The sequence below is a fragment of the Enterobacter sp. EC_50 genome, assembly GCF_019584525.1.
Lineage (GTDB): Bacteria > Pseudomonadota > Gammaproteobacteria > Enterobacterales > Enterobacteriaceae > Enterobacter > Enterobacter roggenkampii.
Map to the genome: position 1 here is coordinate 1 of NZ_VDAF01000003.1, position 13161 is coordinate 13161.

The 13161-nt window shown below is 55.5% G+C and carries 15 protein-coding genes and 1 pseudogene; 6 read left to right on the top strand and 10 right to left on the bottom strand.

Annotation, left to right across the window (positions count from 1 at the left end; translation table 11 throughout):
• The coding region (locus FHC48_RS23665; protein ID WP_001623223.1) for an IS1 family transposase at positions 1 to 60 on the bottom strand (60 nt) is incomplete at its 3' end.
• 28 nt (positions 61 to 88) lie between these two features.
• Positions 89 to 451 carry a hypothetical protein gene (locus FHC48_RS03280; protein ID WP_220420507.1) on the bottom strand — a complete coding sequence of 121 codons (363 nt, stop codon included), beginning with the start codon at positions 449 to 451 and terminating at the stop codon, positions 89 to 91.
• 625 nt (positions 452 to 1076) lie between these two features.
• Between FHC48_RS03280 and FHC48_RS03285 the strand changes: the two genes are divergently transcribed.
• A complete protein-coding gene (locus FHC48_RS03285; protein ID WP_072253846.1) occupies positions 1077 to 1766 on the top strand; it encodes a DUF2625 domain-containing protein in 690 nt (229 codons plus the stop codon).
• A gap of 97 nt (positions 1767 to 1863) precedes the next feature.
• A complete protein-coding gene (locus FHC48_RS03290) occupies positions 1864 to 2394 on the top strand; it encodes a tetratricopeptide repeat protein (protein WP_023326850.1) in 531 nt (176 codons plus the stop codon).
• 207 nt (positions 2395 to 2601) lie between these two features.
• On the opposite strand, the gene FHC48_RS03295 is transcribed toward FHC48_RS03290, so the two are convergent.
• The 4 genes and pseudogenes from FHC48_RS03295 to FHC48_RS03310 all read right to left on the bottom strand — a co-directional run bounded on the left by FHC48_RS03295 (position 2602) and on the right by FHC48_RS03310 (position 5710).
• Positions 2602 to 3105, bottom strand: coding sequence for a DUF2569 domain-containing protein (locus FHC48_RS03295; protein ID WP_032656092.1), 504 nt, complete (start codon positions 3103 to 3105; stop codon positions 2602 to 2604).
• A gap of 282 nt (positions 3106 to 3387) precedes the next feature.
• A complete protein-coding gene (locus FHC48_RS03300; RefSeq protein ID WP_059363361.1) occupies positions 3388 to 3978 on the bottom strand; it encodes a hypothetical protein in 591 nt (196 codons plus the stop codon).
• A gap of 139 nt (positions 3979 to 4117) precedes the next feature.
• Positions 4118 to 4599: pseudogene (locus tag FHC48_RS03305) on the bottom strand (hypothetical protein).
• A 229-nt stretch (positions 4600 to 4828) separates the two neighbouring features.
• On the bottom strand, positions 4829 to 5710 hold the full coding sequence (locus FHC48_RS03310; RefSeq protein WP_059363364.1) for a LysR family transcriptional regulator: 882 nt from the start codon (positions 5708 to 5710) through the stop codon (positions 4829 to 4831).
• Between the two features lie 105 nt (positions 5711 to 5815).
• Here FHC48_RS03310 and budA point away from each other — a divergent pair, with 105 nt between their 5' ends.
• From budA to FHC48_RS03330, 4 genes are all read left to right on the top strand, one after another.
• Complete coding sequence (gene budA / locus FHC48_RS03315) at positions 5816 to 6595, top strand: acetolactate decarboxylase (protein ID WP_031275271.1); 780 nt, start codon at positions 5816 to 5818, stop codon at positions 6593 to 6595.
• Complete coding sequence (gene alsS / locus FHC48_RS03320) at positions 6567 to 8288, top strand: acetolactate synthase AlsS (protein WP_259281127.1); 1722 nt, start codon at positions 6567 to 6569, stop codon at positions 8286 to 8288. The genes budA and alsS overlap by 29 nt, the downstream gene beginning before the upstream one ends.
• Positions 8289 to 8308: 20 nt before the next feature.
• Positions 8309 to 9079 carry a (S)-acetoin forming diacetyl reductase gene (locus FHC48_RS03325; protein ID WP_059363366.1) on the top strand — a complete coding sequence of 257 codons (771 nt, stop codon included), beginning with the start codon at positions 8309 to 8311 and terminating at the stop codon, positions 9077 to 9079.
• 131 nt (positions 9080 to 9210) lie between these two features.
• On the top strand, positions 9211 to 9684 hold the full coding sequence (locus tag FHC48_RS03330) for a cold-shock protein (protein WP_032674316.1): 474 nt from the start codon (positions 9211 to 9213) through the stop codon (positions 9682 to 9684).
• A gap of 107 nt (positions 9685 to 9791) precedes the next feature.
• Here the strand turns inward: FHC48_RS03330 and FHC48_RS03335 are convergent, their stop codons facing one another.
• Genes FHC48_RS03335 through FHC48_RS03350 form a run of 4 tightly spaced genes read right to left on the bottom strand, consistent with a single transcriptional unit; the run spans position 9792 to position 13158 of the window.
• Positions 9792 to 10496: an ABC transporter ATP-binding protein gene (locus FHC48_RS03335; protein ID WP_059363368.1), complete on the bottom strand. Its 705-nt coding sequence runs from the start codon at positions 10494 to 10496 to the stop codon at positions 9792 to 9794.
• Entirely contained in the window at positions 10483 to 11319 is an 837-nt protein-coding gene (locus FHC48_RS03340; protein WP_059363369.1) for an ABC transporter ATP-binding protein, read from the bottom strand. Before FHC48_RS03340 ends, FHC48_RS03335 begins: the two co-directional genes overlap by 14 nt.
• Entirely contained in the window at positions 11312 to 12145 is an 834-nt protein-coding gene (locus tag FHC48_RS03345; protein WP_059363371.1) for an ABC transporter permease, read from the bottom strand. The genes FHC48_RS03340 and FHC48_RS03345 overlap by 8 nt, the downstream gene beginning before the upstream one ends.
• Entirely contained in the window at positions 12145 to 13158 is a 1014-nt protein-coding gene (locus tag FHC48_RS03350) for an ABC transporter permease (RefSeq protein ID WP_059363373.1), read from the bottom strand. The genes FHC48_RS03345 and FHC48_RS03350 overlap by 1 nt, the downstream gene beginning before the upstream one ends.
• Positions 13159 to 13161 lie beyond the last annotated feature (3 nt).

Here is a 13161-nt window from a genome sequence, read left to right on the forward strand (position 1 = left end):
GTTACGCACCACCCCGTCAGTAGCTGAACAGGAGGGACAGCTGATAGAAACAGAAGCCACTGGAGCACCTCAAAAACACCATCATACACTAAATCAGTAAGTTGGCAGCATCACCATATCCACCTTGTTCATAGTCGTAGCTGAACAATCCTTTACTTGACATCTCAACAAATGAGCGCAGATAGGAAGAACGTTGATTGTCATTTGAAAATGCAGGCAAATTGCCTTCTATCACATACACCTCTGACAAGGGTTCCAGCGAGTAAATATAATCAAAAATAAAATTATAGTCCTCGACAGATGACTTGATCCTTTCAGGAATCGGCCCCTGACCTGCTGTTGCAAAATGCGCTAAGTACCCTTCCTGGCTGGATAAAAACCAGTCCAGATCATATTGTAAAAAGTCATCGTCCATTTTCGTCATTTTTTTACACCAAATATCTTTTTTCATTTCTCACAACGTAGAATCACATCGCCACTACCTGACCGGATGCGATGACCTATCCCCGGTTGATTATCACATGCTAGTGTTAGTCCTGCATCTGATACAGAATGGATTAAAGGACCGTTTTTCGCTCATAGCTGTCGCTCTTAAAGGTTTTCCATATAATAAAACGCATTCATTAACTCATCTTCTGTGAGTGGCGATATCAGACTTGCGCCTGTATCACTCTCAACCTTCATCAGTAGCTCGCTGCGGGTGATTCCCAATCTATTCGCTACGTGGTTTGCGCAACTCCGTGCGTGTGATGCTCTATGCGCAAGAGGAGCTTCTATGTCTAAGACTTTTCTTTTTGATGATGAATGTGACATTGATTCCTCCTTTAATCGAAATTGCTGTCCAATCAGGCATGATGCGATAAGAAAAAAACTGATGTTTCTTGCGAGCTTCTACCTGAAGGGGAAAGAGCGCCTCAAATAAAACTTCGTAAACAATAATAGCTGAAGTTGGTGATCGTGTCCGCTCTTCAAACATAACGGCCGTTGCCGACCAAATTCTCTGATTTCATGCTCATGTTATCGGTTTAGCGTCCGATAAATAATGTAAACTAGCGTAGTTTGAATGAGGGAAAAGGATGAGGGAACTAGCTGAATTAATTGATAAAAAGAGATCTGGCTGGCATTCAGTGAAACAATGGCTGCAAGAAGCAAGCAATAGCTATGAAGTCTTACCTTGTAACCTTGCGCAAGCTCGCGCTGATTTACATCAGCTTCAGATAACTACTTTCTCTCCGCTTGGGGCAATTTCATATGAAACGGGAGGAATACTCATTGATAATGGTTGGTTGCGAATTTTAGGCTCTGGTCACACCAGACTGTCAAGAAGTCTGGCTTCATGGACGCAATTGGTAACTGCTGGTCAGACATTTCAGGCATTATTAATTGCTGATGATGCATCTGGAGGTTTTTTTGCACTTAACGGGGGAGAATTAGGTAAAGATCTCGGTGGGATATATTACCTTGCTCCGGATACTCTTGAATGGGAGAGCCTCGATACCCACTATTCAGGTTTTCTGCATTGGGCACTTTGCGGAGATTTGGATTTATTCTATAAAAATGTACGCTGGACGGGTTGGCGCGAAGAGATGGCTTTAATGAATTGTAATCTCGTTTATTCTTTCTATCCTTTTCTCTGGACTGAACAGCAGTTGTCTGTAGAAAAGCGTTCGCGAGTTACGATACCTGTTGAAAAGCACTGGGCACTTTGCCTGGATTTACAACATCAATTAACCAACATGCAGAGCGACGATTTGCTTCCTCCTTGATTAATCAACGTGATAAATGTTTAGAGAATAAGCTAATTTTTATATAAATGATTTTTATTGAATGAGTAAGTTGATTTAAACCTAAACGGAACCAGAAATGGGAAAAATAATTCGCATGCTTTTTATTACTCTGGTGTTAACTTCTTGCGCTGTCGAGAAAAGTAACCAAAGTGATATAAGCCCTGAACTGCAAAATAAAATGGGAGTTATGTACGCGAAAGGGCTAGGTGTTGAGGTGGATTACCATAAAGCTTTTGAATTTTATATGAAATCAGCTCTTCGAAATTATGCTCAAGCCCAAAATAATGTGGCATTTTGTTATGTTTCTGGGCAAGGGGTTAAAAAAGATTATTCAAAAGCGATGCAGTGGTATTTAAAAGCCGCACAACAAAACCATGCTGAAGCTCAAAATAACATTGGCGTCATGTATGAAAAAGCAGAGGGTATACCGCAAGATTATGCTCAGGCTATGAAGTGGTATCTTAAAGCGGCCAGTAACGGTAATGCCAATGCTAAAAAAAATATTGGAAATCTTTATTACTACGGGAAAGGAGTGCCGCAAGATTATGCAAAAGCTATGGAGTGGTATGAAAGCATTAAAAACACTGATATTTATTTACCAGAGTGATAAGCTTCCCCATGCAGTTTGCCTGGAGGGAAATAGTTTCAGTTATTGAGGTATGTCCTTTCTTTGCTAAAAGCGGACCTTGCCCGCTTTTCTGCCCTTTCCCTATCATGAGCGGAGGGTGATAGCCTCCGCTCAGTTTTGATGTCGGGACGTTGAACAATAGAGCTCTGCATGCACAGGCATCAAATGATGAAGCCACACGTGCTTTTATCTGATAAACGTTCTTTTTACGCGAACAGATGTTATGAAATAAGGAATCCAAATCAAAGCTGTTATCACGTTTCTAAAAACAGGTACAAGTTCATTATATCCAATTTCAGCGCCAGGAATTAATATGTAAAGCAAGTAGGTATTAAATGACATTGTCGTCACGATTGATATTAAAAACAAAATATAAAGCTTTGGTAGCGATTTCTTCTTTCTTAGGAAAAATGAAAAAACAGTGACTGTAAAAAGAAATTCGCCAATATAAATAACCAGGGAAAGCATGAAGAAGATTTTTGCATTTGCATTCAAATGCGAATAGTTTTCTATCGTAAATTTAAATGCATCTGTCATTGCAAAAAGATAGGAAGCAGCAGTGACCACTAATCCTATGAGAGGGAGAAAAAGAAAGCCTCCAATTTTCCTGAAGTTTTTATCTTCGCAACTGTCGCAAAACTCTCTGTCCTGAGGTATTTCGACCCCACACTTTATGCATCCCCATTCCATATATGGACCTTTGGTAAATTTTATAATTAACAATAGATTAAACGAAGTCTATTACAAACACAACTGACCGATAAATAAGTGTACTGTACAGGTAATTTTTCGCGTAAATTTGTGTTAAGGGTGAATATCCGCCGCGCAGGTATTCATTTTAAAGGCGGTTGATCGGTACCGCTTTTTGCTAATAACCGCTCCTCAAACATTTCTTCCCGGCAGTTCTCGTCCGGAAACGGATATTTAAAGCGAAGTGCTAACGCTGAACGCCATAAGGTTATCTGTTGCACTTCAGTCCAGCTTCTCGATATTCAACCTAACCGCTTTCAGCGTTCTCCTGCGGATCCAGCCGCTGCCCGCCCGGATTATCAGCCAGTAAGCCGCCATTCTGAGCCGGGTGCTTCTGTCCGGGCAATAGACGAACGTTTCTGTACTGAGTTCATGCTGGCCTGGCGCCAATTCCGTTACCTGATAGCGTAGCAACAATGTCGCGCTGCCCGGCATCACTGACGTCTGAAAAGCACTGACATCCGGTACTTTTTCCAGACCAAAATCTGAACGCCAGAACTGTCCTCGCAAGCCATAGCAGAGCTCAGATGCTGAGTTTTTCAAAAGGGTAAAACTGTGCAGGCCAAAGTTGCTGATTGAGTCAGCCTGCTGATCGCGCAGAAGTTTTTGCGGTAATTGCCGCAAAGCCATCAGCCGACGAATCACAGCATCTTGCCGGACGTCAAAGTTGGCAATCAACGGCAGAATCTGTTCAGGGTGCGCAGTATGAATGACCGTTTGGTGTTTTTCATGAAACTGGAACTGAGGTAAAAAAGCGGGGACATCCTGCCACTGAGCAAGCGCTTTGCGGGTTACGAATCCAGGATTCAGCATTTCTCTTCCTTGTCATCCCTTGAGTGCAGCCAGAGTATCAGATGGCGTTCCGCAAGCAATTACCAGGAAAAGAGAGGGGTATCTGGCCGAAATGCTCCCCCATCCGCAGCAGCAGAATTCCGGCCTTCCATCACCCGTCTCAGTGCGCCGCGATATACGGCTCCTTCACAAACTCCGCCAGCAGCCAGACCATATCGTGCAGCAACCCGGTGAGTTCTTTCGCCACGCGCGCAGGCAACGTTCCACCCATGATTGCCAGCGTCAACGCCACGGCATAATCCACCTGCAACGCCGTCTCCTGCCAGCAGTCTGGCACGCCGTCTCCTGCCAGCAGTCTGGCACGCAGGAAACGATCTTTTCTCCTGCGATGAGCCGTTCAACCAGATGCGGGGGAAGTTCTGTATCGCAACATTCACGCAGGCGTTTAAGCAGTGCCAGCAAGCGCTCGCAAAGTATGGAAAACGTCACGGGATCGTCAGTTTCAACCAGCACGCTCACACTGGCGGCGCAGGTGTCAGCCAGTTCGAAGAGATCTGCAGAATCGCAAAGTTGAAGATCGATGAGGTGGTGAACAGCGCTTTCTTCAGAGAGCGCATAAGAAAACTCAGGGACAGTAGCCATTTAGCATCCTCTTTAAGTAAAAATGTCACGTTATGCTAACGGGTTCCTACGCCCGGTTACGGATGGGCCGCAACGCAGGCACTTTACGGCGGTGAAAAAAGGATGGAAAGGGGATAACCCTGAATTACATAAGGTTGCTTGCAGGTTTGCGAGGCGGCTTCCAGAAGGGCATTGCCGGGTGGCGGCTACGCCTTACCCGGCCTACAAAAACCACCAACCAAACCGGCCGCTACCCCTCGCTAATCATCGCCAGAAACCGCTTCACCGTCCGCGAGCGTTCAAAGCGCCGCCAGCAGAGCGCGATATCGGTGTAAAGCTCCGGCGAGCTCAGCGCGTGGTAGGTGACATTCGGCGGAGAAATGGCCGCCATGTATTTCGGCACCAGCGCAAACCCACCGCCGGCGGAAACCATGCTCAGGGAGGATGAAAGCTGTGACGACTGCAGCGCGTGCTGCACGTCGATCCCGGCCCGCTCGCAGCAGCCGTGAACCCGGTCGTACAGGCCGGGCGCGACCTCCTGCGGGAACAACACCACCGGCGTATCCCGAAGCTGCTCTAACGCCAGCGAATCGCACGCCGCCAGCGGATGGTCGCGATGCAGCGCCACCACCATCGGCTCCCGATCGAGGATGGTTAACTCGAACGCCTTGCTGCTCTCGCACGGCAGGCGCACGAAGGCGATATCCAGTTCACCCTCCGCCAGCATCGTCGTCAGCGACGACATATTGGCTTCCACCTGGTGAACCTGCACCGCCATGTTCTGCACCTGAAACTGGCGAATCAGCGCGAAAATTTTGGGATGAAAAGCATCGGAGCTGGTGATGCCAATCGACAGGTTACCGTTCAGCCCGCGCGCGATGCCGCGGGCTTTCTCCAGCGCGGCGTCGCTCAGCGCCAGGATCTTGCAGGCGTCCTCGTAGAAGGCTTCTCCCGCTTCGGTCAGCTCCACGCCCCGCGTCAGGCGTCTGAACAGCGGCGTGCCCACTTCCTCTTCGAGCCGTTTGATCTGCTGACTCAGAGGAGGCTGCGAAATACCCAGCGCTTCGGCCGCCCTGGTGAAGTGTCGCTCGCGTGCAACCGCGACAAAATACCGCAGATAACGAAGTTCCATATCTAAAACGTCTCAAACCAGCATGGTTTCTATATTGGAACTCTCTGCTGAATCGGGTCAACATTTATTTAACCTTTCTAAATAAAGTTGAAGAGGACGAGCATGATGGTGCATTCATCTGCCTGCGACTGTGAAGCCAGCTTGTGCGAGACCCTGCGCGGGTTCTCCGCCCAGCATCCTGACAGCGTGATCTATCAGACATCGCTAATGAGCGCCCTGCTAAGCGGCGTGTATGAAGGAGAGACCACCATCGCCGATCTGCTGGCACACGGTGATTTTGGTCTGGGCACCTTCAACGAGCTGGACGGCGAAATGATTGCCTTCAGCAGCCAGGTGTACCAGCTGCGCGCCGACGGCAGCGCCCGGGCCGCGAAGCCGGAGCAGAAAACGCCGTTCGCGGTGATGACCTGGTTCCAGCCGCAGTACCGTAAAACCTTCGACGCGCCGGTCAGCCGTCAGCAGATCCACGACGTCATCGACCAGCAGATCCCCTCCGATAACCTGTTCTGCGCGCTGCGCATTGACGGCAACTTCCGCCATGCCCACACCCGCACCGTACCGCGCCAGACGCCGCCGTACCGCGCGATGACCGACGTGCTGGACGACCAGCCTGTGTTCCGCTTTAACCAGCGCGAAGGGGTGCTGGTCGGGTTCCGCACGCCGCAGCACATGCAGGGGATCAACGTGGCGGGTTACCACGAACACTTCATCACCGACGACCGTCAGGGCGGGGGCCATCTGCTTGACTACCAGCTGGAGAGCGGCGTGCTCACCTTCGGTGAAATTCACAAGCTGATGATTGACCTGCCCGCCGACAGCGCCTTTTTACAGGCCAACCTTCACCCCAGCAATCTGGATGCGGCTATCCGTGCCGTCGAAAACTAACAGGAGAACTACCGTGAACAGTGAGAAACAGTCACGTCAGTGGGCGCACGGCGCCGATTTGGTTGTCGGCCAGCTGGAAGCGCAGGGCGTGAAGCAGGTGTTCGGGATCCCGGGGGCGAAAATCGACAAGGTCTTTGACTCTCTGCTGGACTCCTCCATTGAGATCATCCCGGTGCGTCACGAGGCGAACGCGGCGTTTATGGCGGCGGCGGTAGGGCGGTTGACCGGCAAGGCCGGGGTGGCGCTGGTCACTTCCGGGCCGGGCTGCTCGAATCTGATCACCGGCATTGCCACCGCCAACAGCGAAGGCGACCCGGTGGTGGCGCTGGGCGGGGCGGTGAAGCGGGCGGATAAAGCGAAGCTGGTGCACCAGAGCATGGACACCGTCGCCATGTTCAGCCCGGTCACCAAATACGCCGTGGAGGTGAGTGCGCCGGACGCGATTGCTGAGGTGGTATCGAATGCGTTTCGCGCCGCCGAGCACGGCAGGCCGGGGGGCGCGTTCGTCAGCCTGCCGCAGGACATTGTTGACCAGCCCGCCACGGGGGCGATTTTACCCGCCAGCGGTCCCGCGCTGATGGGCCCCGCACCAGAATCCGCTATCAACGATGTGGCGAAGCTTATCGAAAAGGCCAAAAACCCGGTCATCCTGCTGGGGCTGATGGCGAGCCAGCCCGCCAACAGCGCGGCGCTGCGCAAGCTGCTGGAGAAAAGCCGTATTCCGGTCACCAGCACCTATCAGGCCGCCGGGGCGGTGAACCAGGAACACTTCACCCGCTTCGCCGGACGCGTCGGTCTGTTTAATAACCAGGCGGGCGACAGGCTGCTCCATCTGGCGGACCTGATTATCTGCATCGGCTACAGCCCGGTGGAGTACGAGCCGTCCATGTGGAACAGCGGCGACGCCACGCTGGTGCACATCGACGTGCTGCCTGCCTATGAAGAACGTAACTACGTGCCGGATCTGGAGCTGGTGGGGGACATCGCCGAAACGCTGAACCTGCTCGCTAACCGGATCGACCACAAGCTGGAGCTGAGCCAGCGGGCCTCCGAAATTCTGGTCGATCGCCAGCATCAGCGCGATCTGCTCGATCGTCGCGGCGCCTCGCTTAATCAGTTCGCCCTGCATCCGCTGCGCATCGTGCGGGCCATGCAGGACATCGTCAATAACGACGTGACGCTCACCGTGGATATGGGCAGTTTCCACATCTGGATCGCCCGCTACCTCTACAGCTTCCGGGCGCGTCAGGTGATGATCTCCAACGGCCAGCAGACCATGGGCGTCGCGCTGCCGTGGGCCATTGGCGCGTGGCTGGTCAACCCGGGCCGCAAGGTGGTGTCGGTCTCCGGTGACGGCGGCTTCCTGCAGTCGAGCATGGAACTGGAAACCGCGGTGCGCCTCAACGCTAACGTGCTGCACATCATCTGGGTAGATAACGGCTACAACATGGTTGCCATTCAGGAAGAGAAAAAATACCAGCGTCTTTCCGGCGTCGAGTTCGGCCCGGTCGATTTCAAAGTCTATGCCGACGCCTTTGGCGCGAAAGGCTTTGCCGTGGAGAGCGCCGACGCGCTCGAACCCACGCTGCGCGCGGCGATGGATGTGGATGGCCCGGCCGTGGTGGCCATTCCCGTCGACTACAGCGATAACCCGCTGCTGATGGGCCAGCTCCATCTCAGCCAGATTTTGTGACTCAACATAAGGACAGAGAAATGCAAAAAGTTGCTCTCGTAACAGGCTCAGGCCAGGGGATTGGTAAAGCGATTGCGCTTCGCCTGGTGAAGGATGGCTTTGCCGTCGCCATCGCCGACTATAACGCGGAAACGGCCAGAGCCGTGGCCGATGAAATTATCCGTAACGGCGGTAACGCCGTCGCCGTGAAGGTAGACGTTTCTGACCGCGAGCAGGTATTTGCGGCGGTGGAGAAAGCCCGCACCGCGCTGGGCGGTTTCCACGTGATCGTCAATAACGCCGGGGTCGCGCCATCCACGCCAATCGAATCCATCACGCCGGAGATTGTCGATAAGGTCTACAACATCAACGTGAAAGGGGTGATCTGGGGGATCCAGGCCGCGATTGACGCGTTTCGTAAAGAAGGGCACGGCGGGAAAATCATCAACGCCTGCTCCCAGGCGGGCCACACCGGTAACCCGGAGCTGGCCGTCTACAGTTCCAGTAAATTCGCGGTGCGCGGCCTAACTCAGACCGCCGCGCGGGATCTTGCTCCGCTGGGGATCACCGTTAACGCCTACTGCCCGGGCATCGTGAAAACGCCGATGTGGGCGGAGATCGACCGTCAGTTCTCTGAGGCGGCGGGTAAACCGCTCGGCTACGGAACCGAGACTTTTGCCAAACGCATTACGCTTGGCCGCCTGTCCGAGCCGGAAGATGTCGCCGCCTGCGTCTCATACCTGGCAGGACCGGACTCTGACTACATGACAGGCCAGTCTCTGCTCATCGATGGTGGGATGGTGTTCAACTAAATTCTAATAAGCTCTGACATGAGTTTTCCCCTGCCCCCGTGCAGGGGCTTTTTTTTGTCTCCTCCGTCATTGTGCATTACACTGCGCGCTGCAAAACTTTAGTCATTACGATCTGACAGGCGGTAACAGCGATGAACGGTACAATCACAACGTGGTTTAAAGATAAAGGCTTTGGATTTATCAAAGATGAAAACGGCGACAACCGCTATTTTCATGTGATTAAGGTCGCGAACCCCGATCTGATTAAGAAAGATGCCGCGGTGACCTTCGAGCCTACCACCAACAACAAAGGCCTTTCCGCCTACGCGGTGAAGGTGATCCCCGAAAGCAAACATCTCTATATCGCAGGCGAGCGCGTAAAGCTCACCTCGATCAAATCCTTCGTGGTGTTCAACGAAGAAGAGCCCGTTGATACCAAAATCGACAAAGAGAACGCGGTGCTGTCGGTGGGCCTCCTGATGAACAGCATCAAGCCGAAATCCGATAAAAAGCCGGGCGAAATGCGCACGGTGAAGAAGCTGGCGATCACCACCTTCCAGAATACGACGCTGATCTTCACCGAAGATGAGATCGACATCGATGCCACGGTGAAGCTGCTGAAGTAATTGTTTGCCGGGTGGCGGCACGCCTTACCCGGCCTACGAAAAACCATCAACGCGGCACGAAACGTAGGCCCGGTAAGCGCAGCGCCACCGGGCACCGCCGCACGCACTTAACCCATCCTGTGCTCGCCCCGTAACATCGCCTCACGGTCAAACACCTTCTGGATCTTCCCGTGCGCCATCAATGCCGCCCGGTCGGACATATGGGCAATCACGTCCGCGTCGTGGCTCACCAGCAGATAGGTCATCTCATGCTCGGCCTTCAGGCGATTAAGCAGGTTCAGGATTTCCGCCTGCACCGACATATCCAGCGCCGAGGTCGGCTCGTCCAGCAGCAGTAGCTGCGGGCGCAGCAGCAGCGCGCGGGCAATGGCAACGCGCTGACGCTGGCCGCCGGAAAGCTGGTGCGGGTAGCGCCTGCCCGCGTCGGCGGAAAGCCCCACCTCATGCAGCGCATTGGCCACCTTTTCCGCGATCTGCGTCTCGCCGTGGATGCTTAACGGCTCCGACAGCGTGCGCGCTATGGTGTGATTCGGGTGCAGCGACGCCCACGGATCCTGAAACACCATCTGCACGTTGCGGCGAAGCTCGCCTTCAAAGCGTCGCCCTGGCGTTAACGCTTCTCCCAGTAGCGCAATACTGCCGCGCCACTCGCGCTGCAGCCCCGCCAGCACGCGCAGAATAGTCGATTTCCCGCAGCCGGATTCACCGATCAGGCTGAACGTCTCGCCTTTCTCAATGCTAAAGCTGGCGGCCGAAACCGCCGTTTTTTCCCCGAAGGTGACCTGCACCTGGTTAACCTCAACGATCGCCATCGCTGGCCTCCTTCCACGGCTGCGAACGGTCGAGCGTCGGCAGCATCTGCCCATAGGTATAGGCGTCTGGACGACAGGTCCACAGGGTGCGCGTGTACGGATGCGTCGCCTGCGGGAGCCGGCTTGCCGCCATCTCATCGACCTTTTCACCCTGATACATTACCAGCACACGGTCGCAGTGCTCCGCCACCAGCGGCAGATCGTGGCTGATGAGCAGCATCGCCATCTGGCGTTCTTCGCACTGCTGCACGAGCAGCTCGAGGATCTGGTTGCGCAGGCGGGCGTCCAGCGCGGAGGTCGGTTCGTCGGCAATCAGCACCTGCGGGTTGTTGAGCAGCGCCATCGCAATCATCACCCGCTGGCCCATGCCTCCGGAAAGTTCGCCGGGATAGCGTGACAGCACGTTCTCGCTCAGCCCGACGGCGCGGAGGATGTCGTGAATACGCGCCGTACGCTCCGGACGCGGCAGACGCTGATGCAGCGTGAGCGCCTCATCAAGCTGGGCGGCGACGCTTTTGACGGGGTTAAGGGCGTAGCGCGGGTCCTGCAGGACCATCGCAATGCCGTTGCCGCGCAGCGCCTGCCAGCGGCGGGCGTTCAGGGTCAGCAGATCGTTGCCCAGCACGTTAAGCCGGTTGGCGCTTACGATACCGGGTTTACGCACCAGACCCATCAGGGCGCGGGCGGTCATGGACTTGCCGGAGCCGGATTCCCCCACCAGCGCCAGCCGCTCGTTGCCAAGCGTAAAGCTCAGGTTGTTGACCACGCGTGCGGCGGGGTAGTCGATATTCAGCGCATCGACGATGACGCGGTGTTCAGTCATGCTGTGGCTCCAGTACGTCGCGCAGGCCATCGCCCAGCAGGTTAAACGCCAGGCTGGCAAACAGAATCGCTCCGCCCGGAATAGCGGCAATCCACCACTGGTCGAAAATGACCTGCATGCCGTCGGCAATCATCGCGCCCCATTCGGCCATGGGCGGCCGTGCGCCAAGGCCGAGGAAGCCGAGACCAGCGGCGGCCAGAATAATCCCCGCCAGATCCAGCGCCAGCCGCACAATCGCGGACGGCAGGCACAGGGGCAGAATATGGCCGACCAGCAGGCGCGGGCCGCGGATCCCCATCATCTCTGCGGCGGCCAGGTAATCGCTGTGGCGCAGACGCTGAATCTCGCTCCGGGCCTGACGCGCATAGGCGGGCCAGGTGGTTAAGGCCAGCGCCAGCGCGCCGTTGACCAGCCCCGGGCCGAGCATCGCCACAAACGCGAAGGCGAGGATCAGGCGCGGCATCGACATCACCACGTCGGTAAAGCGCATCAGGACTCGCTCCAGCCAGCCGCCGTAGTAGCCGGACAGGATCCCCACCAGCAGCCCGGCGGGCAGGGTGATAACGGTGACTAATGCCACCAGCCCGAGCGCCGGACGGGTGCCGTAAATCAGGCGCGAGAGCAGATCGCGCCCGTAGCTGTCGGTGCCCAGCCAGTGCTGGTCGTTCGGTGCCTGCAGGCGCGCGGCGGCGTCCTGCCAGTTCGGATCCACCGGTGCCAGCCAGGGCGCGAACAGGGCAATAAACACCAGCAGCGCCAGGGCAATCAGCCCGCAAACGGCGGCAGGGGAGCGGCGCAGGCGGCGTAAGAAGAGATAAAACGGCATCAGCGCATCCTGGGATCGGTCGCCCGCACAAGCAGGTCGGTAAGGTTATTGATCAGCACAAAGCAGACGCCGATCAGCAGCGTGCCGCCCATGACCGCGGTGGTGTCTCCGGCGAACAGGGCGGTGGTGAGATAGCGTCCGATGCCCGGCCACGAGAAGACGGTTTCGGTTAATACCGCACCTTCCAGCATGCTGGTATAGGCCAGGGCGATCACCGTCAGCAGGGTGCTGCGAATGTTCGGCAGCACGTGGCGCAGCAGAATGGCCATCTCCCCGGCACCCTTGGCGCGGGCAAGCAGGATGTACTCCTTGTTCATTTCGCCGAGGCAGGCGGAGCGGGTCAGGCGGGTTATGCTCGCCAGCGAGTAATAGGCCAGCAGCACCACCGGCAGCACCAGGTGGCTGATGGCGTTGCGAAACGCCTCGCGATCGCCGGAAAGCCAGGTATCTATCAGCGCAAAGCCGGTGCGCGGCTCGACGGTAAACTGCCAGATGTCGTCCAGCCTGCCGGGGCCCGCGCTCCACTGCAGCTTCGCGTAGAACAGAGCCAGCATCAGCAGGCCGAGCCAGAAAATCGGCACCGAGTTGCCGAGCAGGGTGAGCGTTCTGATCGCTAAGTCCACTGGCGAACCGGCGTAGCGGGCGCACAGCACACCCGCAATCACGCCGAGTATCGTGCCGATAATTAGCGCCAGCGTTGCCAGCTCCAGCGTGGCGGGGAAGGCGTGCAGCAGATCCTGCAGCACCGGCTGCCCGGTGGCGCTGGCGGTGCCTAAATCCCCGTGGGCAAGGTTTTGCAGGTAGTGCCAGAACTGCACGGGCAGGGGACGATCCAGCCCGAGCTGGTGGCGAACCTGATCGTACGTCGACTGGCTGGCGTGATCCCCGACGATCTGCAGCACGCGATCGACCGGTGAAAACGCCGAGAGCGCAAACGTGACGAGCAGCAGCCCGAAGAGCGTGAGCAGCAGGGTCAGCAGGCTCTGAAGCACGCGGGTGGAAAGATGTGGCATGGG

What these genes read in the sequence shown, in the direction of transcription:
- FHC48_RS03280 (WP_220420507.1), bottom strand. Translation starts at nt 451, where the DNA reads ATGAAAAAAGATATTTGGTGTAAAAAAATGACGAAAATGGACGATGAC.
- FHC48_RS03285 (WP_072253846.1), top strand. Translation starts at nt 1,077, where the DNA reads ATGAGGGAACTAGCTGAATTAATTGATAAAAAGAGATCTGGCTGGCAT.
- FHC48_RS03290 (WP_023326850.1), top strand. Translation starts at nt 1,864, where the DNA reads ATGGGAAAAATAATTCGCATGCTTTTTATTACTCTGGTGTTAACTTCT.
- FHC48_RS03295 (WP_032656092.1), bottom strand. Translation starts at nt 3,105, where the DNA reads ATGGAATGGGGATGCATAAAGTGTGGGGTCGAAATACCTCAGGACAGA.
- FHC48_RS03300 (WP_059363361.1), bottom strand. Translation starts at nt 3,978, where the DNA reads ATGCTGAATCCTGGATTCGTAACCCGCAAAGCGCTTGCTCAGTGGCAG.
- FHC48_RS03310 (WP_059363364.1), bottom strand. Translation starts at nt 5,710, where the DNA reads ATGGAACTTCGTTATCTGCGGTATTTTGTCGCGGTTGCACGCGAGCGA.
- budA (WP_031275271.1), top strand. Translation starts at nt 5,816, where the DNA reads ATGGTGCATTCATCTGCCTGCGACTGTGAAGCCAGCTTGTGCGAGACC.
- alsS (WP_259281127.1), top strand. Translation starts at nt 6,567, where the DNA reads ATGCGGCTATCCGTGCCGTCGAAAACTAACAGGAGAACTACCGTGAAC.
- FHC48_RS03325 (WP_059363366.1), top strand. Translation starts at nt 8,309, where the DNA reads ATGCAAAAAGTTGCTCTCGTAACAGGCTCAGGCCAGGGGATTGGTAAA.
- FHC48_RS03330 (WP_032674316.1), top strand. Translation starts at nt 9,211, where the DNA reads ATGAACGGTACAATCACAACGTGGTTTAAAGATAAAGGCTTTGGATTT.
- FHC48_RS03335 (WP_059363368.1), bottom strand. Translation starts at nt 10,496, where the DNA reads ATGGCGATCGTTGAGGTTAACCAGGTGCAGGTCACCTTCGGGGAAAAA.
- FHC48_RS03340 (WP_059363369.1), bottom strand. Translation starts at nt 11,319, where the DNA reads ATGACTGAACACCGCGTCATCGTCGATGCGCTGAATATCGACTACCCC.
- FHC48_RS03345 (WP_059363371.1), bottom strand. Translation starts at nt 12,145, where the DNA reads ATGCCGTTTTATCTCTTCTTACGCCGCCTGCGCCGCTCCCCTGCCGCC.
- FHC48_RS03350 (WP_059363373.1), bottom strand. Translation starts at nt 13,158, where the DNA reads ATGCCACATCTTTCCACCCGCGTGCTTCAGAGCCTGCTGACCCTGCTG.